Raw genomic sequence first — 22655 nt, 5'->3', positions numbered from 1 at the left:
CATATTTTAATGTGTTATTTTTACCGTACGAAAAACTAAACTCATGCAAAGTCCGTCTTTCTCTATCTATGATGCATCTGCAGGCTCTGGAAAGACCTATACTTTGGTAAAAGAGTATCTCAAAATTATTCTTTCTTCTCCAAGAAATGACGCCTATCGAAATATTCTGGCCATTACCTTTACCAATAAGGCGGTTCATGAAATGAAAAGCCGTATTGTGGGGAGTTTGTCAGAGTTTGCAAAAGAAGAGCCTTCGGCGAAAGCAGTCGATTTGATGGAGGACTTGTCTCGCGATACAGGACTTTCTATTGTTAAGATCAAAGTAAAATCTCAAAATATTATCAAGCATCTGATTCATAATTATGCTGCTTTTGATATTTCTACCATCGATAAATTTACCCATAAGGTAATTCGTGCCTTTGCGCACGATCTTAATCTGCCAATGACTTTTGAAGTCACTTTGGATACCGAAAATTTACTGGTTGAAGCAGTTGATGCTATTATTGCACAAGCAGGTCAGGATGAAACACTGACTAAATTGCTGGTCGATTTTACTATGGAAAAAACCGACGATGATAAAAGTTGGGACGTTTCCCGTGAGATATTAGAAACCGGAAGATTAGTTTTGAATGAAAACAACCGAAATGAGATCTCTCATTTTCAGGATAAATCTATTGAAGAGTTTGTTGTCATCAAAAAGAAAATGCAGACTTTGTGTAAAGAGCTGGAAGCTGAAAACGAAAACTTTGCTACAGAAGCACTTGCTTTAATCGATAAAAACGGAATTGATTTAAAGTCATTTTCACGCGGAACCTTTCCCAATCATTTAGAGAGTATTCGCGATGGGAAATTTAATCCCCGGAATAAAACTTTTCATGAATTCGAGGATATTGCGATCAATAAAACGGCGAAAGACAGGGCGTTAATCGAAAATATAATTCCGGAACTGCTTCAGATTCTGGAAAAAATCTATAAGAACTTTGAAAAAAGAGATTTTTACAAAGCGTTCCTGAAGAATATTACACCACTCTCGCTTTTAAATACGGTTAGTAACGAATTGGCGAAAATTCAATCGGAGCAAAATGTGCTGTCGATTTCTGAATTTAATGCGATCATTCATCGTGAAATTCAAAACCAGCCTGCGCCTTTTATTTACGAGCGTTTAGGAGAAAAGTATCGTCACTTTTTTATTGATGAATTTCAGGATACTTCTGAAATGCAATGGCAGAATCTTATTCCACTGATACATAACTCCCTTTCGGGTCAGGATGATTTTGGAAACAAAGGAACTCTGATGATTGTGGGAGATCCAAAACAATCTATTTACCGATGGAGAGGTGGAAAAGCCGAACAATTTATTGAATTAGGAAAAGAAGAAGTCTCTTTTTTTAATCACGAAAAAGTAGTCAAACATTTGGATACAAATTACCGCAGTTATAGTGAGGTAATTGAGTTTAATAATGATTTTTTTAAATTAATTTCGACCGAATTTACAAATGAGGATTATAAAGATCTTTATGAGAATCATAGTTTTCAGAATACAAATTCGAAAAAAGGAGGCTATGTCAATATTTCTTTTCTGCCTATAATAGAGAAATCAGATTTTGCAGACGAAGAAGAGGTGGTGGAGAAGTCAGATTTGTATGTTTTGGCGACATTAAATACAATTCAAAAAGTAGTCAGGGAAGGTTTTGAGTACAAAGATATTGTGATTTTGACCCGAAAAAGAGATCAGGGGATTGCAATTGCGAATTACTTAACAGAACAAAATATCCCGCTTTTGTCCTCTGAAACTTTAATGATTCAGAATGCGACAGAAGTGCGTTTGATTGTCCATTTGCTGAAATACCTAAACAATAGTGCCGATTTAGAGTCGAAAGCTAATTTTCTTCATTTTTTAGGATCAAATAAAGAGGTTCAAATGCCTATTCATGATTTCATTGCTCTGGGAATGGCTCAAAAATGGGAAGGTGATTTTGAAAAGTGGCTATTGACTTTTGATGTTGCGTTTTCTTTTGAAGATGTTCGTAAAAAATCATTGTATGAAGCGGTAGAAATTATAATTTCGAAATTTGTTCTTCCTGATGAGGGAAATGCATATGTTCAGTTTTTTCTGGATATTGTTTTAGAGCGGGACATGAGAAATCAGGCAGGAATAGCCGATTTTTTAAGTTATTGGGATAAAAATGCAGAGAAATTTAGTATTCCGTCTCCCGAAGGAAACAATGCGGTTCGAATCATGACCATTCATAAATCAAAAGGATTGGAATTTCCGGTTGTGATTATGCCGTTTGCCGAAGAAGATTACAATCGAAAGCCAAAAGATAAATTATGGCTGGATACCGAAGATGTAAATTTGGATGTTCCGAAAGCTTTAATTGATAATAGTAGTGCGGTTGAAGGTTTTGGAGAAAGTGCTTCGGCGGTTTTTAATTTGAAAAAACAAGAAGAGCTTTTGGATAATATCAATGTTTTGTATGTGGCGTTAACGCGTGCAGAAGAACAATTGTATATCGTGTCACAGGCTATAAAAGAGAGGAAAGATGGAGAATTGCCAAATAATATGGCTTCTTTTTTTATTCGATATTTGATGCATAAGGGAGTTTATGATGCGGAGAGACTGGAATATGAGTTTGGAAATAAGGTTAGGCTTTCAAGTTCCGTAAAGTCAGTTGATCTGGTCAAAGTGATTCCTGTGGTCTCAGAAGTTTTAAATCCGAAAAATATTAAAATTGCACAGCGAGAGGCTTTGATGTGGGGAACACATCAGCAAGGGGCAATTGCTTATGGGAATATTGTTCATGAGATTTTGGCTTTTGTTAAAGACAAAACGGATGTTGATCTGGCGGTTACTAAAGGTATCGAAAACGGATTGATTACGAATGACCAGATAGATATGGTCTTGAAGACACTTCAGGAAATTGTCAATCACCCTGAGTTGAGTATTTGTTTTGATGGAAAGGATACCGTCTTGAACGAGCAGACCATTGTTCAGAAAGAAGGAAGAATTTTAAAACCCGACCGAATTGTTCTAACAACAAACAAAGAAGCGTATTTGTTGGATTATAAAACGGGGGTGATAAATCCAAAATATACCAGGCAAATACAGGAGTATCAGGAGGCTATTGAGGATTTAGGGTATAAAGTGTTAAAAAAAGCGCTGGTATACATAGGATCAGAAATCGATGTAGTAAATTTGTGAAAAAATTAATCAGGTGTTAAAGATTTGACTGGGTATTTTTGGCTTAAGTTGTTAATTTTTAACGTTTTAAATAAATTAAAATGTACGGTAAAATAAAAGAACATTTGCAAAACGAGTTGCAAACAATTGAAGAAAATGGAATTTTCAAGAAAGAACGTATTATAACTTCAGCACAGGATGCGGAAATAACGATCTCGACAGGAGAAAAAGTTTTGAATTTTTGTGCCAACAATTATTTAGGACTTTCATCACACCCGGAAGTGGTTCAGGCAGCAAAAGATGCTATGGATACACATGGTTTCGGAATGTCGTCGGTGCGTTTTATTTGCGGAACACAGGATATTCATAAAACTCTGGAGAAAAAGATTGCAGATTTTTATGGTACAGAAGATACCATTCTTTATGCTGCTGCTTTCGATGCAAATGGTGGTGTTTTTGAGCCATTGTTAGGAGAAAACGATGCTATTATTTCAGACAGTTTGAACCATGCTTCTATTATTGATGGGGTTCGTTTGTGTAAAGCAGCGCGTTACCGTTATGAAAATAGTAACATGGAGGATTTGGAGCAGCAATTAATTAAAGCCAATGAGGCTGGTGCGCGTTTCAAATTAATTGTTACCGATGGAGTTTTCTCAATGGACGGTCTTGTAGCGCCTTTGGATAAGATTTGTGATCTTGCCGATAAATATGATGCTATGGTAATGGTGGACGAATGTCACGCTGCCGGATTTATTGGAGCAACAGGAAAAGGAACTCTTGAAGCAAAAGGGGTTATGGGAAGAGTTGATATTATAACCGGAACCCTTGGTAAAGCTTTAGGTGGAGCAATGGGAGGTTATACAACTGCGAAAAAAGAGATCATCGAGTTATTGCGTCAGCGTTCACGTCCATATTTGTTTTCAAATTCACTGGCACCGGCTATTGTTGGGGCTTCCATAAAGGTGTTTGAGCTGTTGGAAAAAGATACTACTTTAAGAGATAAATTAGAATGGAATACTAATTATTTTAAAGAAGGAATGAAAAAAGCCGGTTTTGATATCATCGACGGCGATTCAGCGATAGTTCCGGTGATGTTATACGATGCAAAATTGTCGCAAACAATGGCAAACGAGCTATTGAAACAAGGTATTTATGTAATCGGATTCTTCTTCCCTGTAGTTCCGAAAGAAAAAGCAAGGATTAGAGTGCAATTATCGGCTGCGCATACAAAAGAGCACTTAGACAGGGCTATAGACGCATTTATAGTTGTCGGACAAATGTTAAAAGTTATATAATTCCCACTTTGGTCAAATTTTTGTAGGTTTTTTTTAACATTTCATTTTGTATTTAAAAATTTTGGTGTTACTTTTGCTTGTAATTAACTAAATTGTAATTAAAAAAATTAAGTATGAAACATCTTAACAAACTTTTAGTTGCTGTGATGATGGTGATGGGTTTAAGTTCTCACGCACAAGACAGTAACAATCCATGGGCTATCTCTTTTGGAGTTAATGCCGTTGACACTAGAACAAGTTCTGGTGCTGGAAGTGGTTTCTTTGATCAACACTTCTCTCAGCCATTCGCTGTAAAAGACAACTGGAACATCCTTCCTTCTTTATCTTACATTGGTGTGAGCAGATATGTAGGTAGTGGTTTCTCTGTTGGTTTACAAGGATCTGTAAACAAGATTGATAAATATGTTACTTTCAATCCATCTGCTGCAGGGCACGATAGTAGAGGTAATGTAGTTACTAATCCTGGTGATTTGATGTATTACGGAATTGATGCTACTATTAAGTACAGCTTCCAGGAATTAATCAAATCTAAAGTGATTGATCCTTCGTTATCTGTTGGTGGAGGTTATACTTTCTTCGGAGATAGCAGCTACGGAACTGTTAACCCAGGTGCTGGTGTTACTTTCTGGTTTACTGATGCTATTGGTCTTGAGCTTGCTACAAGATACAAATGGTCAGTTAGTGGTGATAGACAAGACAAAGCTGGTGTACCAGATGCTCCATCTCACTTTCAACACACTGCTGGTCTAGTTTTCAAATTCGGAGGTAAAGATACTGACGGAGACGGAATCTACGATAAAGATGACGCTTGTCCAGATGTTGCTGGTTTGAAACAATTCAACGGATGTCCTGATACTGACGGAGACGGAATCGTTGACGCTTCTGACGCTTGTCCAGATGTATTTGGTTTAGCTGCATTAAACGGATGTCCTGATACTGACGGAGACGGAATTGCTGATAAAGATGATGCTTGTCCAGATGTTGCTGGTTTAGCTGCTTTAAAAGGTTGTCCTGATACTGACGGTGATGGTATCGCTGACAAAGATGACAAATGTCCTACAGTTGCTGGTCCAAGAGAAAATGGTGGTTGTCCTTTCTTAGACGCTGACAAAGACGGTGTTGCTGATAAAGATGATGATTGTCCTACAGTTGCTGGTCCTGCTTCTAACAGAGGTTGTCCTGAAGTAACTACTGAAGCTTTAGAAGATCTTAAAGTTCAAGCTAGAGCGGTTTACTTTAACTCAGGTAAAGCGACTTTCAAAACAGGAGACAAAGAAACTCCAGCTAGATTAGATGCAATTAAAGAAATCCTTAAAAACTATCCAAACGCGAAATTCTCTATTGAAGGACACACAGATAGTACAGGTTCTGCAAAAATCAACGACAAACTTTCTCAAGAAAGAGCTGACGCTGTGAAAAATGCATTAATCGAAAGAGGTGTTAATCCAGAAAACTTAGAGTCTAAAGGATTTGGATCTTCTCAACCAGTTGCAAGTAACAAAACTGCTGCAGGTAAAGCACAAAACAGAAGAACAGAAATTAAACACATTGGTTCTAAATACCAAGGTAAAATCTAATTTACTGTCTAAATAAATACTAAAAGCCATTCTTAATTGAATGGCTTTTTTTATTTTTATCAAATGATAAATACTTCCTTTCTCGGAAAAATAGCGACTGTTATAATTCAGGATTATTCGGCTAAACTTGCCGAAACAACTATTATTCTGCCTAATAAAAGAGCGAAAGTTTTTTTAATTGAAGCGTTGAAAAATGAGACTAAGACCACAATACTCTCTCCTGAAATTATTAGCATTGAAGATTTTGTACAGGATGTGGCTTCGATTAGGTCGGTTGATTCAATTGAACTTTTGTTTGAGTTTTATGAAGTTTATCTTTCTGTAACCGAAAAACAACAACAGCAGTCTTTTGAATTATTTGCCAATTGGGCGAAGACCTTACTACAGGATTTTAATGAAATCGATCGTTACCTTTTGGATCCTTCTCATGTTTTGTCGTATTTGAGTGATATTGAAGACATCAAAAAATGGGGAATCGAAGTCGAGAATAAAACCAAACTTTTAGAAAATTATATTGATTTCTGGAAACTACTTCCTTTGTATTACGATTCGTTGTACAATCATTTGCTTCATAAAGCAATTGGTTATCAGGGATTGATTTATCGTGAGGCTGTAAATAATCTGAATCACTTTTCGAACACAGTTGCAAATCGAAGTTTTATTTTTGCAGGATTTAACGCTTTAAATGCGGCTGAAGAAAAAATTGTTCAGCATCTTTTGGCTTTAGATCAGGCTAAAATTTATTGGGATGTCGATCAGACTTTTCTGAACGACCCTTATCATGATGCCGGACTCTTTGTAAGGCGTTTTAAAGAAAACTGGAAACACTATAAAGCCAATCCGTTTGAGTGGATTGTAGACGATTTTTCGCAGTCAAAAAACATTCAGATAATTGGAACCCCTAAAACAATCGGTCAGGCAAAACTGGCGGGTAGTATTATTGAAAATATTATTGCCGAAAATCCAACGACTGCTCTTGATAAAGTTGCTATTGTGCTGGGTGAGGAAAATTTACTGATGCCGGTTTTATATTCCCTGCCGTCTTCGGTTGGAAGTTTGAATATTACCATGGGGTATTCCGGAAAGAACAACCCTTCGCAGATATTAATTGCAAAATTGTTTAGAATGCATACCAATGCGCTTTCGCGCAAAGGGGAAAGTTATGTTTTTTACTATAAAGATATACTGGATATTCTGACTCATCCGTTGGTTGAACCGTATGCAAATGCCGGTAATTTAGTGCGGATTATAAAGGAGAATAATTATACTTTTATTACACATAATCGGGTTTTGGAACTTAATCTGAATCCGTCGCCATTGTTTAAATTGCTTTTCCAAAAGTGGGAGAACGGATCGATTGCTGTTCTTGAAAATGTTTCAGCGCTTTTACTTTTGATAAAAGAAAATTTCAGCAATGACAATGAGGAAGAAAAAATAGCCAAAGCTTTTGTTTATGCTGTTTTTAAAGTAATCAATAAGCTGATTAATTATTATACAAAACACAATCATATTGACAACATAGATACTTTGCATGCGATCTACAAGCAGATTATTGATGTTGCTGAAGTTTCGTTTGAGGGAGAGCCTTTGCGCGGATTACAGATTATGGGGGTTCTTGAAAGTCGTGTGCTCGATTTTGATACCGTAATTGTAACGTCGATGAATGAAGGGAAATTTCCGGCTGGAAAATCTCAGAATTCATTTATTCCTTATGATGTTAAAAACGAACTAGGTCTGCCGACTTTTAAAGAGAAAGATGCTATTTATACCTACCACTTTTATCATTTATTGCAAAGGGCTAAAAACATCTTTTTGATTTATAATACCGAAAATGACGGATTGGATGCTGGAGAGCGCAGCCGTTTTATCACACAGCTGGAAGTGGAAAAACAGTCTAAACACAATTTGACTTTTGATATCTATAACCCGGTTTTGCCAACAACAGCTTATCAGCCAATGGTGGTTCCAAAATCAGAGGCTGTACTGGAACGTTTAAAAGAAATTGCGATTGCGGGTTTTTCGCCGTCAGCTTTGACGAGTTATATCCGAAATCCGATTGACTTTTATTTTCAGAAAATCCTTCGAATTCGGGAGGTTGAAGAAGTAGAGGAGAACATCGCTTTGAATACGCTTGGTACTATAATTCATGAAACATTAAAAACGTTGTACGAACCTTTTATTGGTAAGTTTATTTCGGAAGCGGATCTTGAAAATTGTTTCAAATTACTGGATGATGAAGTTTTAAAACAGTTTAAACTGGTTTATAAAGAAGGAGAAATTAAAAAAGGACGTAATCTTTTGGCTTTTGAAGTAGCGAAACGGAATGTATCTAATTTTTTAAAAATGGAATTGGAGTCTCTTAAGAATGGGGATGCTGTTAAGATCATGGCCCTGGAAGAAACGTACGGACGAGAATTAAACCATCCAGATCTGCCATTTCCGGTTTTGATTAAAGGAAATGTGGACCGAATAGAATTGCGCAACGGTAAAATTCGAATTATTGATTATAAGACCGGAAAAGTTGAAAAGACGAACGTAGTACTTAAATCGTGGAATGGATTGACTCAGGAGCTTAAAAATGATAAAATCATTCAGGTTTTGGCTTATGCGTTCATGTTTGAAAAAGAAGCAGGTGAGATTCCGATTGAAGTTGGAATTATCTCTTTTAAAAATCTAAAATCAGGATTTTTGCCTTTTGGGTTTAAAGAGGATAAAGAGTTGAATGTTACTATAACGAATGAGATTTTAAAGAATTATCTGGAGGAGATTGTTGTATTGTTAAAAGAAATCTTCAATATGGATATTCCTTTTGAGGAAAAAATAAATTAGAGAATCAGATAGCTGAACTTTTAAAGCTTGCTGTTTCGGCTGGTTTTTATACTGAAATATTGGTTTTTCCGATTTATTCGAAAAAACCAAACAGTACATTTTTCAATGCTTCTTTGTTCTCAATGTGGCTCATGTGTCCGTCTTCAAAAGAAACCAATTCGGCAGTAGTGTCATTGATTTGGGTGATGCTGTCTTCGTAATTTAAAACAGGATCTTTTTTACCTAAAATCAATAAAACCGGAAACAAATTCTGATGCAGTAGCGCTTCTCTGTCTTTTCTGATTTTCATTCCTTCCAAAGAAGCAACAATTCCTTGTAAAGGAGTTTTTAAGGCCTGAATTTTTACTTTCTCAATTTCGTCTTTTAGCAGAGTTCGATTGTTTTCACTGAACAAATTAGCAATGGCAAGGCTTACAAAGGTTATGTAGTTTTGTTTGACCGCTTTGATAGCGCGTGTTCGGTTGATTTTTTTTTCGGCACTGTCTGCTCTTGAAGTAGAATTCAGTAACACCAGTTTTCGGATACTTTTTGGGAATAATTCGGCGAAAGCCAAAGCTACGTAACCTCCCATCGAATGTCCGACGATTGTAGCTTTCTCAATTTTTAAGTGATTCAATACTTCATGAACAGCATTGGCATTATCTTCCATCGCATGCACATATCCCAAAGAATCCGATTCGCCATGACCCAGCAAATCGATTGTAATCACGCGGTATTTTTCAGAGAAAGGAGCAATATAATCCTTCCACATTTTTTTGTTTTCCAAAAAGCCGTGAAGAAATATAATTGCAGTTCCCTGACCTGAATCAGTATAAGAAATTTGGGTGTTTTTATATAGAATATTTTTCAAAATGACATTTTAATTGTGGTTGGCAAAGATAGGAAAAGCTAAAAGCATATAAAAAGTATAAGTTCATTCAAGGTAAAGAAAAATAGTCAATCTAGTTTTTAAGGGTTTATTTCGTGCATAAAAAAACGGCCGACATTTCTGCCAGCCGTTTATTTTCTATGATCTATATTCTTTTCTCTTTAAGAATTCATCAAACTCTCGATTTCATCTGCTTCAATCGGAATATTACGCATCAGGTTAAAAGGTTCTCCTTTTTCCTGTACCACAACATTGTCTTCTAAGCGGATTCCAAATCCTTCGGCTGGAATGTAGATTCCTGGCTCAACTGTAAAAACCATATTGGCTTTCATTGGTTCGTGAAGTAATCCATAGTCGTGAGTGTCCAGTCCCATATGGTGAGAGGTTCCGTGCATGAAATATTTTTTGTATGCTGGCCATTCCGGATTTTCGTTCTGAACATCAGCTTTGTCTATTAAGCCTAAACCAAGCAATTCTGAGGTCATGATTTTACCTACTTCAACATGATATTGCTTCCAAAGAGTTCCCGGAGTCAACATTTTTGTAGCTTCGTTTTTTACTCTCAAAACAGCATTGTAAACTGCTTTTTGCCTTTCGGTATATCTTCCTGAAACCGGAATTGTACGTGATAAATCGCTGGAGTAGTTCGCGTATTCGGCAGCAACATCCAGTAAGATTAAATCTCCGTCTTTACATTGCTGATTGTTTTCGATGTAATGCAAAACATTGGCATTGTTTCCAGAAGCGATAATTGGGGTGTAAGCAAAACCTTTAGAACGGTTGCGAACGAATTCGTGAATTAATTCGGCTTCGATTTCGTATTCGGTTACATTTGGTTTTACAAATGATAATAGTCTGCGGAAACCTTTTTCGGTAATGTCGCAAGCCTGCTGAATTAAATCGATTTCTTCACTTTCTTTTACAGAACGAAGACGCTGTAAAATTGGGTTACTTTTGGCTACGTTGTGTGCCGGATAACGTTCTTTCCACCATTTTACAAAACGAGCTTCACGGGTTTCTGTTTCAACGGTCGCGCGGTAATGTTCGTTAGTGTTAATGTACATTGTATCGGCATAGGTCATCATTTCGTTCAAAATTTTATGAAAATCCTGTAACCAATAAACGGTTCTGATTCCTGAAACCTGAAAAGCACGTTCTTTAGTTAGTTTTTCACCTTCCCAGATGGCAATGTGTTCGCTGGTTTCTTTTAGGAAAAGAATTTCTTTTTGGCTCTCATAAGGCGCATCCGGAAACAAAAGCAAAATACTTTCTTCCTGATCTACACCGCTCAGATAAAAAATATCTCTGTGTTGTGCAAACGGTAAAGTACTGTCGGCACTAACAGGGTAAATGTCATTGGAGTTGAAAACGGCAACACTATTTGGTTTCATTTCTGCCGTGAATTTTTTGCGGTTTTTTACAAAAAGAGCGCTGTTTATTTGATGATATTTCATAATAATTTCTTTTTTGAACTTCGAATTTCAAAATTACGTTTTTTAAGCAAACAGCATGAAATTGATTTCTTAAAGTTTTATTTTTTTGTTAGGGTTTGTTTCTTAGATTTTAATTCAACCGCGAAGTGCGCTAAGATTTACGCAAAGTACGCTAGTTTTTTTCTCGCAAGGTTGCAAAGATGCAAAGTTTTGATGCAATCTTGTAATTTTAACAAATATTAGTAGGCGCACAGTTTTGTCATTCTGAGGAACGAAGAATCACACCCGAAACTAGACAAAAATTGGTAACCGTATAGTTTGTAATCTTGACGAAGGAGAAATCACATTAGAAATTCCGCAATCAAGGTCGCCAATCTTTGTCGATCAGCGCGTGTGATTTCTCCTTCGGCGAAATGACAATATTGCGTAATATTGTATAATCTAGTATGAAAATAACAGCCAATAAAATATAAAATGCATCATTCAGGTTTCAAATTAATTACAATCAAAGAAGTTAAATCGCAGTACCCATTTTTAATCGATCATGAAGGTTTCGATTATTTTGATGAATGGGAAGAAGGAGACCTCTTTTTGGTTGCACATGAAAGTGTGAATTTTGAAGGGAACTTTTACTCGGATCTTTATGAAGATAAAGAGAAAAAATGGCTTGCCAATGTACTGAATCTTCCCTTAAAAGAAATGGAAGACCTTAGAATAGAAGGAGTTTTAATAAATGGGAATCTCTCTGTAAGCGGAACGATTATAAATGCCGAAGGCGATTACGGACCTTATGTTTTTATTAAAGGAGATGTGAGTTGTCAAAGTATGTTGTTGGGAGGATCCTACGTCGAAATTGAAGGCAACGTTACAGCCAAAGAGGTAGTAATGACCTCCTATAATCACGGTAATTTTAAATGTGCAGGCTGTATTGAAGCTCCGGTTTTTATAGTTGAAGATCATTATACAACGGTGGCAGATCGCAAAAATGACTTGTTTTACTATAATGATAAAACAGACGAAATGAACCCTAAAGATGAATGTGAATATGACGAGGACAGTGATGAAGAAGTTATTTCGACTGAATTGCGCAAGCACCTTGATAATCCTTTCATAACAACTTTTGAAGAACTCAAAAGAGAGTTGGAGGAAGGCGAGTTGGTTTTAAAAGAAAGCAATCCACCGCCGAAAAATCAGGAGTATTGGCAAAAGAGAGTGTCGTCAAATTACAGAGATTTAAAAGTAGTTCCGCTTCAGTTTAAAACTACAGCATTGTGTGAGATGGCGCTGAATAAGACCTATCATGCATTAGCGTTTGTGGAGGAAGATTTTATTACATCCGAACTTTGCGAGAAATTAGTCAGTAAGGATGGTTTTGCACTTCAAGTGATTCCTGAACCCTTTATAACCGAAGAACTTTGTTGGAAAGCAGCCGAGAGCGGAACATTAGTTTCATTGATTCCGGGGCGTTTTTATACTGAAGAACTCATTATAACGACTTTTAAAAAAGGTAGAAATGAACCGAATATTAATGATGTCCCTTCTGAATTTATCACAGATAGTCTGCTCGAAGCATATGTAAAAATAGGCAAAGGATTATGGCTTGATAAGGTTTGCAAAGAAAATGGCAGGGACAAAATATCAATTCTAAAAAGAGTAATTGATTCCGGAATTGAGCACCTCGACCCTGTTTTTGGCAATCATTTTAGTAAAGAAGTTGCTGATTATGCTGCTTTTGTTTATGAAAGTAAAAACCAGAGGGAGTGGAGTAGTTATGTTCAAAAATATAAGGTTAAATTTGAGCGTCTTGGGTTGAATGAATATTTATTCTGATAAAATGAACGAACTTATAATTGAAAGTAAAGGGATCAAGGCAGATCATTATTTTATACCGCCTTTTGAATTAAGAGAAGGAGAATTGGTTATTATTTATTTAGGAGGAGGAACTCATTTTTATGATTTAAAGGAGCAGTTGGTGGTTATTTTTGCAGGAAGAATAAAAAATGAAAATGTAATTGTGACAAAGTCTTTAACTTATGTAGATTATTTTAGAGAATCAAAATTCAGGAGTTTGTTTTTCCCGGTTAGAGTTGACGAGTATTTAAGGAAAAAAGCAAATTTGGAAAGTAAATTTATTCAGAAAATCTATGAAATACCATGGATTAATAAAAAGACGAAAATTAATGAGCTTTATTGGAATACTAAAAGATTACTTTCGTTATATGCGACATTTTCTAAAACAAAATATATAGTTTTTGAATTAGCAGGACAAGGATCTGATGATGCAAAAGAAGTTTGCAATATAGTTAGGAATGAGATTAAAAAAGGAGGTGGTGCGATACTTCTAGACTGGACTCCTGACTGGAAAGATGATTGTGATAAATTTATAGCTTTAGAATGGTTGTCAGTTTAAATGGATTTAGAAATCATGAAATCAAATATTAAAATCAGAAAAGTAGAAAAACAGGATTTAAATTTTGTTTACCAAGCCATAAATGAACTTGAAAATGAAATTTTAGATTTTGAAGTATTTAGTCAGATATTTGATGAGAATATTTCGAACCCAAAGAATTTTTATCTGGTTGCAGAAATTGGGAAAGAAGGTGTTGGTTTTATTAGTTTTCACACGCAAAATCTCCTTCATCATTGCGGGTTAGTGGGAGAAATTCAGGAATTTTTTATTCATCAGAATTATCGTGGGAAAGGCATTGGCAGGCAATTAATAAATGAAATTATGCAATATGCCGATCAGAATAATTTGAAAAGCATTGAGGTGACCACCAATAAAAGACGGGTTGAAAACGTCTTGATTTACGAGAATCTTGGTTTTGGTTTAACGCACAACAAGTTTACGATTTACAAGTAAGTTTTTGGGTAATGAAAAACAGAGTATAAAAAAACTGCTATTTTTGTGAATAGCAGTTTTAGTAAATTGAGGAGTATATTGTTATGATAGTCCGTATTCCATACAAGTACTATTTGATGCCGTTTTGTATAAATACCAACCACATGAGTTTTGCCCAATGGGAGTAACTTGTTCACCGTTACATAAAGGATATGGTACGCAGTTTCCAGTACCCGCATTAATTGATTTTAATTCTTCTTTGGTTAATTTTTGGAAATTTTTCATAAGTGTTTTTTGTTTTTTGATTTTCCTACTCTATAAGTTTTTCGGATACCACTTTGATAAAAATATAAATTATTTTTAGATAAATACTTACAAAAACAAAAGACTTTCGATTCGAATTGATTTTTTAGGAATCGGCAACCTTTTTCTCCTTTTAAAGCAAGTTTGGGGTAATTTCCTTCTTTTTGTGTTTTTATGTTAATAGTTAGTTTGGAGAATAAGTGAAAAAATGTTGGGCCTACTTGACGCAAGTTGTATTAAAGTCTAATATTGTATAGTAATAATTGCTTTGACAAAAGATGAAACAACTGAATCCATCCTTAAAACACAATCTGATCGTAGGTTTGCTTTTTGCCTTATGGATTTTTGTTTTTGCGTTTATCATAAAACCTTTTGATGACGGAACCTTGAATTTCCGGACATGGCTTTTAATGAGTGCCGGCTTTAGTGCAACAGCATTTGTATGTTATGCTTTTCTAGCTATTGTTCAAAGAAGCGTTTATGAAAAAGTAGCAAACTGGAACATTGGTCTCGAAGCAGTAAGTTTTCTCTTTTTTTACCTGATCTATTTTTTTGCGGTTTATGGATATTACAAAAGCCCGATTCTAAACGGAGGGTATCGTTTTACGGAGTTCTTTGTTTTAATCTTTATCAAAGTGACACTGGTTCTAACCCCTGTAATTATTCTGGCCAGACGATATTTGCTTAAACTGATCCCGGTAAAAGAAGACGTGCTGATTTTTAAAGGGGATAATAAACGGGATATTTTAAAAATCAAAGCAAGCGATTTGGTTTGCATCTCTAATGCGCAAAACTACGTGGAGATTTTTTATACCGAAAATGACCAGCTGCGTTCAAAATTGATTCGTACTTCGCTCAAAAAACTTCAGGACGATTTTGCTTTTTTAGTCCAGATACACCGTTCGCATTTGATAAATCCATTGCATTTTAAGTCCTGGAGAAATCAAAATACGATCATGTTAACCCAAATTGAACTTCCGGTTTCTAAGAGTTTTAAAGAAAATTTATCGACTTTGTAATTTCGTACCTAAAACCATCTGTTTTGTACCAAAATCAGTAAAATAGGCATTTACGCTGATTTTTCGCTTTAGTTTTGTTTCCTCAACTTTTAAAATAAATTATGAAAACAAAACACTTTTGCCTTATCGGACTGCTATTTTTCGGAATCAGTTATGTACTATTTTCTAAAGTTTTGCCGGACATTCATAGTCCCATCGATTATGCACATTGGTTCAATCTTATCGGAGCTTGTTTTTTAGGATCATTCAATCATGTGTTTCCTAAAAACAAGTTGAATGCTGTTGCCTCTTTTGTAACAACTCTGGGTATTATTGCGCACATTGGTCTTTGTACAATCGATTTTATAATGTCGAGTTTTGGGGAAAATGATGCCGCCAGGGAAGCATTAAGTATTCAAATTAGCAATACACCTTCAATTTTATATCCGTTTATTATTGTTGGGCCCTCTTTGCTTTTTATAGGTTTGGCGATCCATGCTTTAAACTTTATAAAAACTCATTTGATCCTTGTTTTAATGGTTGTTCTTGCTGCACCTGCAATTGGTTTTTCGTTTTTTGCCTTAAAAAATGGTGTTTATATGTTAGTGAGCTGTATTGTTTTTCTGCTGGGATTAGGTTTGCTTCTTTATAGAAAAGAAAATTTAAAAGCAGAGGTAGTATTAAACAATTGAGGGGTAGTTATTACCGGATGAGAACTTCTGTTTTAATTCTTATCTTCGCTTTCATCTTTCATACAAATGACGATAGAAAAAGCAAATACAACCGATAGTGAAATTCTAACGCAAATAACCAAAAAGTCAAAAGCTTATTGGGGATATTCGGCAGAGCAAATTCAAAAATGGGAGGTGAATCTTACTATTTCTCCAGATTACATAAGAGAGCATGATGTATTCAAATTGGTAAAGAATGAGGTGATAGTAGGTTATTATTCTTATCTTTTTAAGGAGGATAAGACTGTTAAAATGGATAATTTATTTATCTTGCCTGAATATATAGGAAAAGGTTTTGGGAAATACCTGTTTCTTGATTTCTTAAACCGAATGAAAGAGGCTGGAGTTCGAATCATCCAGCTCGATTCAGAACCAAATGCTGAAGGTTTCTATTCAAAAATGGGGTTTGTGAAAATTGGAGCATTCGAAACTTCAATAAAAAACAGGTTTATGCCTATTATGGAAATGAAATTATACTAAATCAAACCAAATTGAAAAATTACACGAAATACCTGCTTTCGCTCTTTCTGGCTTTTGTCGTGATTGCGAATGATGGACTTTTAGTTTCTCCATCAAAATCGGCAGCGTATTATCAATCTTCGTTTGTAATTTTAAGAGAAGAATTAGAATTTTCCAATTCTCGTTCTTACCAATTTGTTCAATCTGTTTCCAGGGTAAAGGCTCTGTTTTCGGTTGTTCTGAAGTATCTCGATTTAAAAGATGTCTTCAGTCTTCAAATTAGGAGCGTTCATAATCTGCAACTATTTCTTTTTCAAAAACTAAGTTCGTTTATAAAGCAGTCGGCCTTTGTAAATGAAACGATCAATTCCGCAAATTTTAAAACAAGTTTATACATCGCTTAATTTTCTAGGCTTTTATGCGCTTCAACGCATACGATGATAAAATAATGTCTAATCATTTATCATTTTCAAAATGTATAAACAAAATAATCAAAAACGTTTAGAGCAATCTAAGCGACCACTTCATTGGATAAAAAGAAAATTCATAGTAATAATAACTGCTTTCATGCTGGGAATGTCACACGGAATGAATGTACATGACGAGGCTCTTAAAGGAAATCAAAACTATACAGAACAGCATAAGAAGGATTGATCGTTTTAATTAGAGAATTTATCAATGAGATCATTAGGAAATACTTGGTCAATTTTTTTAGCGCAATCTTGTCATTTCGAGGAACGAGAAATCACATGCGTTAATCGACAAAGATTGGTGACAATCTGTGTGGAGTTTCTGGTGTGATTTGCTTCGCCTATTCGCTATCGCTCGAGTCTCTTTACCTCGAAATGACAAACAGGGAGTAAAAAAGAAAACCGAAGCAATTTGCTTCGGTTTTTTATTGGAATTTGGAATTTCAGAATTTGGAATTTCAATCAACCCATTTATAGTAACGAGCCCCAATCAAATTTGGAATCTCTTTTTCAATTCGATCCAAAATCCATTCGTTTTTAGGGGTTCTGATGCTTTCTTTTTGTTCTTTTTTATGAAGGCTTTCGTAAGTTTCAAAGCCAATCTCAAGACTTTCTTCCAGATTTTCAAAAAGTTTGACTAGGGCTAATGCCGATCGCCATTCCGGTTGAATGGTTCCTTCAAAAACTTTTGATTTCGATCCGCTTCCGTAAGCTAAGAATCCGAATGTAGTTCCGGCAACTTCTTGTTTGGTGTCATAATAATGCGCCAAAGTTGATAGCAGTCCCATAAAAATAGAGCCGGTATAAAGGTTTCCAATTAAAGACGAAGCCAATTCAGCAGGTTGTAATTTCCCGCTTACAAAATTTCTGTATTCTTCCGATTTTGCAACTTCTTTAATTTTAGTTTGATAATCGGCTGGCTCCATATGCTCTGGAATAATTTTATCGGCATGATCTAAAGCATAAATTTCAGACAGCATTCGTCGTCCCTGAAAAGAGTACGGAAGGTGCATGATGATACTTTTCCAGGAATTGTATAAAGTTTTGGAGGTGTTTTTTAGTTTTTTGAACGAAAAATAAGCCGATCGGGTACGATCCATATAACACTGATTCGAATACTGACCGTCAAAAACAGGTTGGTCTTTATGGATTTCGATTTCAGTTTCTAAATTATCAAACCAGGAATCGTTGTTTGTATTTTGTGTGATCGCTTCTTTTGAAATGCTTCGGTAGGGTTTGAAAAAGTCGAAAACACCTTTGGTACTTGTCGCCCAATTGTTGTCAAAAGCAATGATTCTTGGGTTTGAAGTCACTAACATTGCTAATGCTCCGGCGCCTTGTGTATATTCTCCGGTAGAGTTTAAATCGTATTTGGCAAAATCGGTTGTTACGACAATTGCTTTTTTGGCTGGATTCAGTTTTACAAAATCGATACAGTTCTGCAAAGCGTCAACACCACCAATACAGGCAAAAGTAAAATCGACTACATCACATTCGGCCAAAGTATCTTCGCCAAATTTTTGCTCTATCAAACTAATTAAGAAAGAACTAATGGGTTTCGAACTGTCGATGGCACTTTCGGTACCCACATAGATCCGGCTAATTTCGTTTAGATTGATTTTGTGGTCAAGAATAAGTTTGGTTAAAGCATTGGCTCCAAAAACGACCGCATCCTGATGAACGTCGGGTAAAGTCATTTTAATTAGTCCGAGGCCTTTTTCTAATTTTTCAGGTTCTATATTTCTGGCAACAGCCAAAGTTTTTATGGGCAAATGTATGTTGGCTACATCAAAAGAAATAGCGTCGATTCCTGTTTTCATTATCATTTTTTTTGAAGCGGATAAAGGTAAAATTATGCTCTTAAAATTCGCTTGTTTTGATTCAATAAAATTCGGGATCGCTTTATTTTTGAGGAAAATAACTCAAAAAGGGGCAAAAAATAGCAATTTGGTAATTACATAAAAATTAAGAATTCGTTAAAATGGCTTGCGAAAAATTTCTATTTTCTTGTTTTTAAATAATTTGCAATAATATCGGAGAAAGCTCTTTAAAATCATTATAAATAAGAGCGAAATGGTTGTAGTTGATGTCTAATTGCTTTATTTTTGTCTAATTTTTTAAAACAAACTACTTTAACACTTATGGCACAATCTGCACTATTGAATGCTTCCATCTTAAAGAAAGTGGCTATGGCTCTTTCGGGAATATTCTTAATCACGTTTTTAGCGCTGCATGTTTCCTTAAATTTTATTTCTATTATTAGTGAAGACGTTTTTAACGAAGCTTCTCACTTTATGGGATACAATCCGCTGATTCAATATGTAATGCAACCTGTTTTGGCAATCGGAGTAATTTTCCATTTCGTAATGGGATTTGTATTGACTGCTCAAAATAGCGCGGCAAGACCAATTGCTTATGCAAAATACAACGGAGCGGCTAATGCTTCATGGACTTCTAGAAATATGATTATTTCTGGGTTGGTTATTTTGGCTTTCTTAGGATTGCATTTCTATGATTTTTGGTTTCCTGAAGTTACTTACAAATATATTGTAGGTACAGCACCAGACGCAACAAGATATTATGGAGAGTTAGTGCATAAGTTTCATGACCCAATTCGTACAGGTATTTATTGTGTATCATTTGTGTTGTTAGGGTTTCACCTTTGGCACGGATTCAGTTCATCTCTTCAATCTGTAGGGATGCACAATAAGTATTCCCGATTCTTAAGTAAAGTTGGTTACGGATTTGCGGTTGTAGTACCGGCACTTTTCGTTATCATCGCATTATTTCATCATTTCAATAATTAATATCAATTATAATGGCATTAGATTCAAAAATTCCAAATGGTCCAATATCGGACAAATGGACAAATTATAAAGATCATATTAATTTAGTAAACCCTGCTAACAAACGTAATTTAGATATTATTATCGTTGGTACAGGTTTGGCTGGAGGTTCTGCTGCGGCTACTTTGGCTGAGTTAGGATATAACGTAAAAGCTTTCTGCTTTCAGGATTCACCACGTCGTGCGCACTCTATTGCAGCACAAGGGGGAATCAATGCAGCAAAAAATTATAAAGGTGACGGTGACTCGGTTTACAGATTGTTTTATGATACTGTAAAAGGAGGTGACTACCGTGCACGTGAGGCAAACGTTCACCGTTTGGCTGAAGTTTCTGCTAATATTATTGACCAGTGTGTGGCTCAAGGGGTGCCATTGGCTCGTGAATATGGTGGATTATTGGACAACCGTTCTTTTGGAGGAACATTGGTTTCCCGTACTTTTTACGCACAAGGACAAACCGGACAACAATTATTGTTAGGAGCTTATTCTGCAATGAACCGTCAGATTGGTCGTGGAAAAGTAAAAATGTACAACCGTCACGAAATGCTTGATATTGTTATCGTGAACGGAAAAGCGAGAGGTATTATCGCTCGTAACTTAATTACAGGAGAAATTGAAAGACACTCTGCTCACGCGGTAGTAGTAGGTTCAGGAGGATACGGAAACGTATTTTTCTTATCTACAAATGCTATGGGAAGTAACGCAACGGCAGCTTGGAAAATACATAAAAAAGGAGCGTTTTTCGCGAATCCTTGTTACACACAAATTCACCCAACTTGTATTCCGGTTTCAGGAGATCACCAGTCTAAATTGACTTTGATGTCGGAATCGTTACGTAATGACGGTCGTATTTGGGTTCCTGCAAAACTAGAAGATGCGAAAGCAATTCGTGAAGGAAAGAAAAAAGCAACTGATTTAACGGAAGCAGAAAGAGATTATTTCTTAGAAAGAAGATATCCTGCTTTTGGTAACTTAGTACCTCGTGACGTGGCATCTCGTGCTGCAAAAGAAAGATGTGATGCTGGTTTTGGAGTTAATAAAACCGGAGAAGCAGTTTACCTGGATTTCGCAGCAGCAATTCAACGTTACGGAACAGAAGATGCTTATGTAAAAGGTTTAGATGATAAAGACGCTGCTTTGGTAACTAAATTAGGAGCTGCGATCGTGAAAAGTAAATACGGAAACTTATTCCAGATGTACTATAAAATCGTTGATGAGGATCCTTATACAACGCCAATGATGATTTATCCTGCGGTTCACTACACTATGGGTGGAACATGGGTTGATTATAACTTAATGACTACAATTCCGGGATGTTTCTCAATTGGAGAATCTAACTTCTCTGATCACGGAGCAAACAGACTTGGAGCTTCGGCTTTGATGCAAGGTTTAGCTGATGGATATTTCGTATTACCTTATACTATTGGAGATTATTTAGCTCCGGATATTAAAATGGGTGAAATTTCTACAGAGTTACCAGAATTCTTAGAAGCAGAAAAAGCAGTAAAAGATCAAATCGACAGATTTATCAATAATAAAGGAACTCATTCTGTAGATTATTTCCATAAGAAATTAGGAAAAATCATGTGGGATAAAGTTGGTATGGCTCGTAATGCTAAAGGTTTAGCTGAGGCTATCGAAGAAATTGCTGCTTTACGTGAAGAGTTTTATAAAGATGTAAAAGTGCCGGGAAGCGCTAACGAATTTAATCAGGAATTAGAGAAAGCGACACGTGTTGCCGATTTCTTAGAATTAGGAGAATTGTTCGCGAAAGATGCTTTACACCGTAACGAATCTTGTGGAGGTCACTTCCGTGAGGAGTATCAAACAGAAGAGGGAGAAGCACTTCGTGATGACGAAAACTTTGCATACGTTGCAGCCTGGGAATACAAAGGAAAACCAAGTGATGCCGTATTACACAAAGAACCTCTAATTTACGAAAACATTAAATTAGTACAGCGTAGTTACAAATAGCAATTAGTCAAAAGACAAAAGTCTTAAAGTCAAATGGCTTCATGTTAACTGACTTTCGACTTTCGACTTTATGACCTTCAAACTAAAACAGTATGAAACTTACATTAAAAATATGGCGTCAGAAAAACGCCCAAGATAAAGGAGGAATAGTTGATTACCCAATTGACGGAATCGAACCAGATATGTCTTTCCTTGAAATGCTTGACGTTCTTAACGAACAATTAATCAATAAAGGTGAAGAGCCTGTTGCTTTTGACCACGATTGTCGTGAAGGAATTTGCGGAATGTGTTCATTATTCATCAACGGTGAAGCACACGGACCAGATAGAGGAGTAACTACTTGTCAGTTACACATGCGTATGTTTAAAGATGGTGACACGATTTTTATCGAGCCATTTAGAGCAAAAGCTTTCCCGGTAATTAAAGATTTAGTAGTTGACAGAAGTTCTTTTGACAGAATTCAGCATGCAGGAGGATTTATCTCGGTAAATACTTCAGGAAATACAATTGATGCGAATACAATTCCAATCAACAAACACGATGCAGATAAATCATTTGATGCTGCAGCTTGTATCGGTTGTGGAGCTTGTGTGGCAACTTGTAAAAACTCATCAGCAATGTTGTTTGTTGGAGCAAAAGTATCTCAATATGCTTTATTGCCTCAAGGTAAAGTAGAAGCAGTTGATCGTGTTTTAAACATGGTACACCAAATGGATTTAGAAGGTTTCGGTAACTGTACCAATACAGGAGCTTGTGAAATCGAATGTCCAAAAGGAATTTCTCTTGAAAATATCGCACGTATGAACCGTGAGTATTTATCAGCAAGTTTGAAAGGATAATCTAAAACATA

General features: G+C 35.8%; 18 protein-coding genes. 14 read left to right on the top strand and 4 right to left on the bottom strand.

The features are described 5' to 3' along the window. Positions 1 to 43 precede the first annotated feature (43 nt). The 4 genes from OLM61_RS06430 to OLM61_RS06415 all read left to right on the top strand — a co-directional run bounded on the left by OLM61_RS06430 (position 44) and on the right by OLM61_RS06415 (position 8882). Positions 44 to 3202, top strand: coding sequence for a UvrD-helicase domain-containing protein (locus OLM61_RS06430; protein WP_264525578.1), 3159 nt, complete (start codon positions 44 to 46; stop codon positions 3200 to 3202). An 80-nt stretch (positions 3203 to 3282) separates the two neighbouring features. Next, a complete protein-coding gene (kbl, locus tag OLM61_RS06425) occupies positions 3283 to 4476 on the top strand; it encodes a glycine C-acetyltransferase (protein WP_264525577.1) in 1194 nt (397 codons plus the stop codon). A gap of 113 nt (positions 4477 to 4589) precedes the next feature. Beyond that, entirely contained in the window at positions 4590 to 6053 is a 1464-nt protein-coding gene (locus tag OLM61_RS06420; protein WP_264525576.1) for an OmpA family protein, read from the top strand. Between the two features lie 63 nt (positions 6054 to 6116). Then, positions 6117 to 8882 (top strand): PD-(D/E)XK nuclease family protein, encoded by a 2766-nt coding sequence (locus OLM61_RS06415; RefSeq protein WP_264525575.1) that lies wholly within the window; start codon positions 6117 to 6119, stop codon positions 8880 to 8882. Positions 8883 to 8955: 73 nt separating this feature from the next. On the opposite strand, the gene OLM61_RS06410 is transcribed toward OLM61_RS06415, so the two are convergent. Together OLM61_RS06410 and OLM61_RS06405 are read right to left on the bottom strand one after the other, a co-directional pair. After that, the gene (locus tag OLM61_RS06410; RefSeq protein WP_264525574.1) at positions 8956 to 9732 is read right to left on the bottom strand and encodes an alpha/beta fold hydrolase; all 777 of its coding nucleotides are present in this window, start codon (positions 9730 to 9732) and stop codon (positions 8956 to 8958) included. A gap of 179 nt (positions 9733 to 9911) precedes the next feature. After that, positions 9912 to 11204 carry an aminopeptidase P family protein gene (locus OLM61_RS06405; RefSeq protein WP_264525573.1) on the bottom strand — a complete coding sequence of 431 codons (1293 nt, stop codon included), beginning with the start codon at positions 11202 to 11204 and terminating at the stop codon, positions 9912 to 9914. 453 nt (positions 11205 to 11657) lie between these two features. Here OLM61_RS06405 and OLM61_RS06400 point away from each other — a divergent pair, with 453 nt between their 5' ends. Genes OLM61_RS06400 through OLM61_RS06390 form a run of 3 tightly spaced genes read left to right on the top strand, consistent with a single transcriptional unit; the run spans position 11658 to position 14046 of the window. Then, on the top strand, positions 11658 to 13013 hold the full coding sequence (locus OLM61_RS06400) for a polymer-forming cytoskeletal protein (protein ID WP_264525572.1): 1356 nt from the start codon (positions 11658 to 11660) through the stop codon (positions 13011 to 13013). 4 nt (positions 13014 to 13017) lie between these two features. Then, positions 13018 to 13593 (top strand): hypothetical protein, encoded by a 576-nt coding sequence (locus OLM61_RS06395; protein WP_264525571.1) that lies wholly within the window; start codon positions 13018 to 13020, stop codon positions 13591 to 13593. A gap of 15 nt (positions 13594 to 13608) precedes the next feature. Next, the gene (locus OLM61_RS06390; protein WP_264525570.1) at positions 13609 to 14046 is read left to right on the top strand and encodes a GNAT family N-acetyltransferase; all 438 of its coding nucleotides are present in this window, start codon (positions 13609 to 13611) and stop codon (positions 14044 to 14046) included. Between the two features lie 81 nt (positions 14047 to 14127). Here OLM61_RS06390 and OLM61_RS20955 read toward each other — a convergent pair whose 3' ends face one another. Further along, positions 14128 to 14310, bottom strand: a complete 183-nt coding sequence (locus OLM61_RS20955; RefSeq protein WP_413614372.1) for a bacteriocin-like protein — start codon at positions 14308 to 14310, stop codon at positions 14128 to 14130. Between the two features lie 296 nt (positions 14311 to 14606). Here OLM61_RS20955 and OLM61_RS06385 point away from each other — a divergent pair, with 296 nt between their 5' ends. The 4 genes from OLM61_RS06385 (at position 14607) to OLM61_RS06370 (ending at position 16920) form a co-directional block, all read left to right on the top strand. Next, entirely contained in the window at positions 14607 to 15347 is a 741-nt protein-coding gene (locus OLM61_RS06385) for a LytTR family DNA-binding domain-containing protein (RefSeq protein WP_264525569.1), read from the top strand. A 101-nt stretch (positions 15348 to 15448) separates the two neighbouring features. Continuing rightward, a complete protein-coding gene (locus OLM61_RS06380; protein ID WP_264525568.1) occupies positions 15449 to 16018 on the top strand; it encodes a hypothetical protein in 570 nt (189 codons plus the stop codon). A 66-nt stretch (positions 16019 to 16084) separates the two neighbouring features. Continuing rightward, positions 16085 to 16537, top strand: coding sequence for a GNAT family N-acetyltransferase (locus OLM61_RS06375; RefSeq protein WP_264525567.1), 453 nt, complete (start codon positions 16085 to 16087; stop codon positions 16535 to 16537). An 11-nt stretch (positions 16538 to 16548) separates the two neighbouring features. Further along, on the top strand, positions 16549 to 16920 hold the full coding sequence (locus OLM61_RS06370; RefSeq protein ID WP_264525566.1) for a hypothetical protein: 372 nt from the start codon (positions 16549 to 16551) through the stop codon (positions 16918 to 16920). A 524-nt stretch (positions 16921 to 17444) separates the two neighbouring features. On the opposite strand, the gene OLM61_RS06360 is transcribed toward OLM61_RS06370, so the two are convergent. Continuing rightward, positions 17445 to 18806: a hydroxymethylglutaryl-CoA synthase family protein gene (locus tag OLM61_RS06360; protein ID WP_264525564.1), complete on the bottom strand. Its 1362-nt coding sequence runs from the start codon at positions 18804 to 18806 to the stop codon at positions 17445 to 17447. Positions 18807 to 19127: 321 nt separating this feature from the next. Between OLM61_RS06360 and OLM61_RS06355 the strand changes: the two genes are divergently transcribed. The 3 genes from OLM61_RS06355 to OLM61_RS06345 all read left to right on the top strand — a co-directional run bounded on the left by OLM61_RS06355 (position 19128) and on the right by OLM61_RS06345 (position 22644). Beyond that, positions 19128 to 19793 carry a succinate dehydrogenase cytochrome b subunit gene (locus tag OLM61_RS06355; protein WP_264525563.1) on the top strand — a complete coding sequence of 222 codons (666 nt, stop codon included), beginning with the start codon at positions 19128 to 19130 and terminating at the stop codon, positions 19791 to 19793. An 11-nt stretch (positions 19794 to 19804) separates the two neighbouring features. After that, positions 19805 to 21805 (top strand): fumarate reductase/succinate dehydrogenase flavoprotein subunit, encoded by a 2001-nt coding sequence (locus OLM61_RS06350; protein WP_264525562.1) that lies wholly within the window; start codon positions 19805 to 19807, stop codon positions 21803 to 21805. 92 nt (positions 21806 to 21897) lie between these two features. Beyond that, the gene (locus tag OLM61_RS06345; RefSeq protein ID WP_173966306.1) at positions 21898 to 22644 is read left to right on the top strand and encodes a succinate dehydrogenase/fumarate reductase iron-sulfur subunit; all 747 of its coding nucleotides are present in this window, start codon (positions 21898 to 21900) and stop codon (positions 22642 to 22644) included. The last annotated feature ends 11 nt before the right edge of the window (positions 22645 to 22655 follow it).

It is taken from the genome of Flavobacterium sp. N502536 (genome assembly GCF_025947345.1).
Lineage (GTDB): Bacteria > Bacteroidota > Bacteroidia > Flavobacteriales > Flavobacteriaceae > Flavobacterium.
This window is presented reverse-complemented; position numbering and strand designations above follow the sequence as displayed.

Coding starts and splice junctions, on each gene's coding strand:
- OLM61_RS06360 (WP_264525564.1), bottom strand. CDS start 18,806: ATGAAAACAGGAATCGACGCTATTTCTTTTGATGTAGCCAACATACAT.
- OLM61_RS06350 (WP_264525562.1), top strand. CDS start 19,805: ATGGCATTAGATTCAAAAATTCCAAATGGTCCAATATCGGACAAATGG.
- OLM61_RS06430 (WP_264525578.1), top strand. CDS start 44: ATGCAAAGTCCGTCTTTCTCTATCTATGATGCATCTGCAGGCTCTGGA.
- OLM61_RS20955 (WP_413614372.1), bottom strand. CDS start 14,310: ATGAAAAATTTCCAAAAATTAACCAAAGAAGAATTAAAATCAATTAAT.
- OLM61_RS06420 (WP_264525576.1), top strand. CDS start 4,590: ATGAAACATCTTAACAAACTTTTAGTTGCTGTGATGATGGTGATGGGT.
- OLM61_RS06355 (WP_264525563.1), top strand. CDS start 19,128: ATGGCACAATCTGCACTATTGAATGCTTCCATCTTAAAGAAAGTGGCT.
- OLM61_RS06380 (WP_264525568.1), top strand. CDS start 15,449: ATGAAAACAAAACACTTTTGCCTTATCGGACTGCTATTTTTCGGAATC.
- OLM61_RS06345 (WP_173966306.1), top strand. CDS start 21,898: ATGAAACTTACATTAAAAATATGGCGTCAGAAAAACGCCCAAGATAAA.
- OLM61_RS06375 (WP_264525567.1), top strand. CDS start 16,085: ATGACGATAGAAAAAGCAAATACAACCGATAGTGAAATTCTAACGCAA.
- OLM61_RS06405 (WP_264525573.1), bottom strand. CDS start 11,204: ATGAAATATCATCAAATAAACAGCGCTCTTTTTGTAAAAAACCGCAAA.
- kbl (WP_264525577.1), top strand. CDS start 3,283: ATGTACGGTAAAATAAAAGAACATTTGCAAAACGAGTTGCAAACAATT.
- OLM61_RS06415 (WP_264525575.1), top strand. CDS start 6,117: ATGATAAATACTTCCTTTCTCGGAAAAATAGCGACTGTTATAATTCAG.
- OLM61_RS06400 (WP_264525572.1), top strand. CDS start 11,658: ATGCATCATTCAGGTTTCAAATTAATTACAATCAAAGAAGTTAAATCG.
- OLM61_RS06395 (WP_264525571.1), top strand. CDS start 13,018: ATGAACGAACTTATAATTGAAAGTAAAGGGATCAAGGCAGATCATTAT.
- OLM61_RS06390 (WP_264525570.1), top strand. CDS start 13,609: ATGAAATCAAATATTAAAATCAGAAAAGTAGAAAAACAGGATTTAAAT.
- OLM61_RS06385 (WP_264525569.1), top strand. CDS start 14,607: ATGAAACAACTGAATCCATCCTTAAAACACAATCTGATCGTAGGTTTG.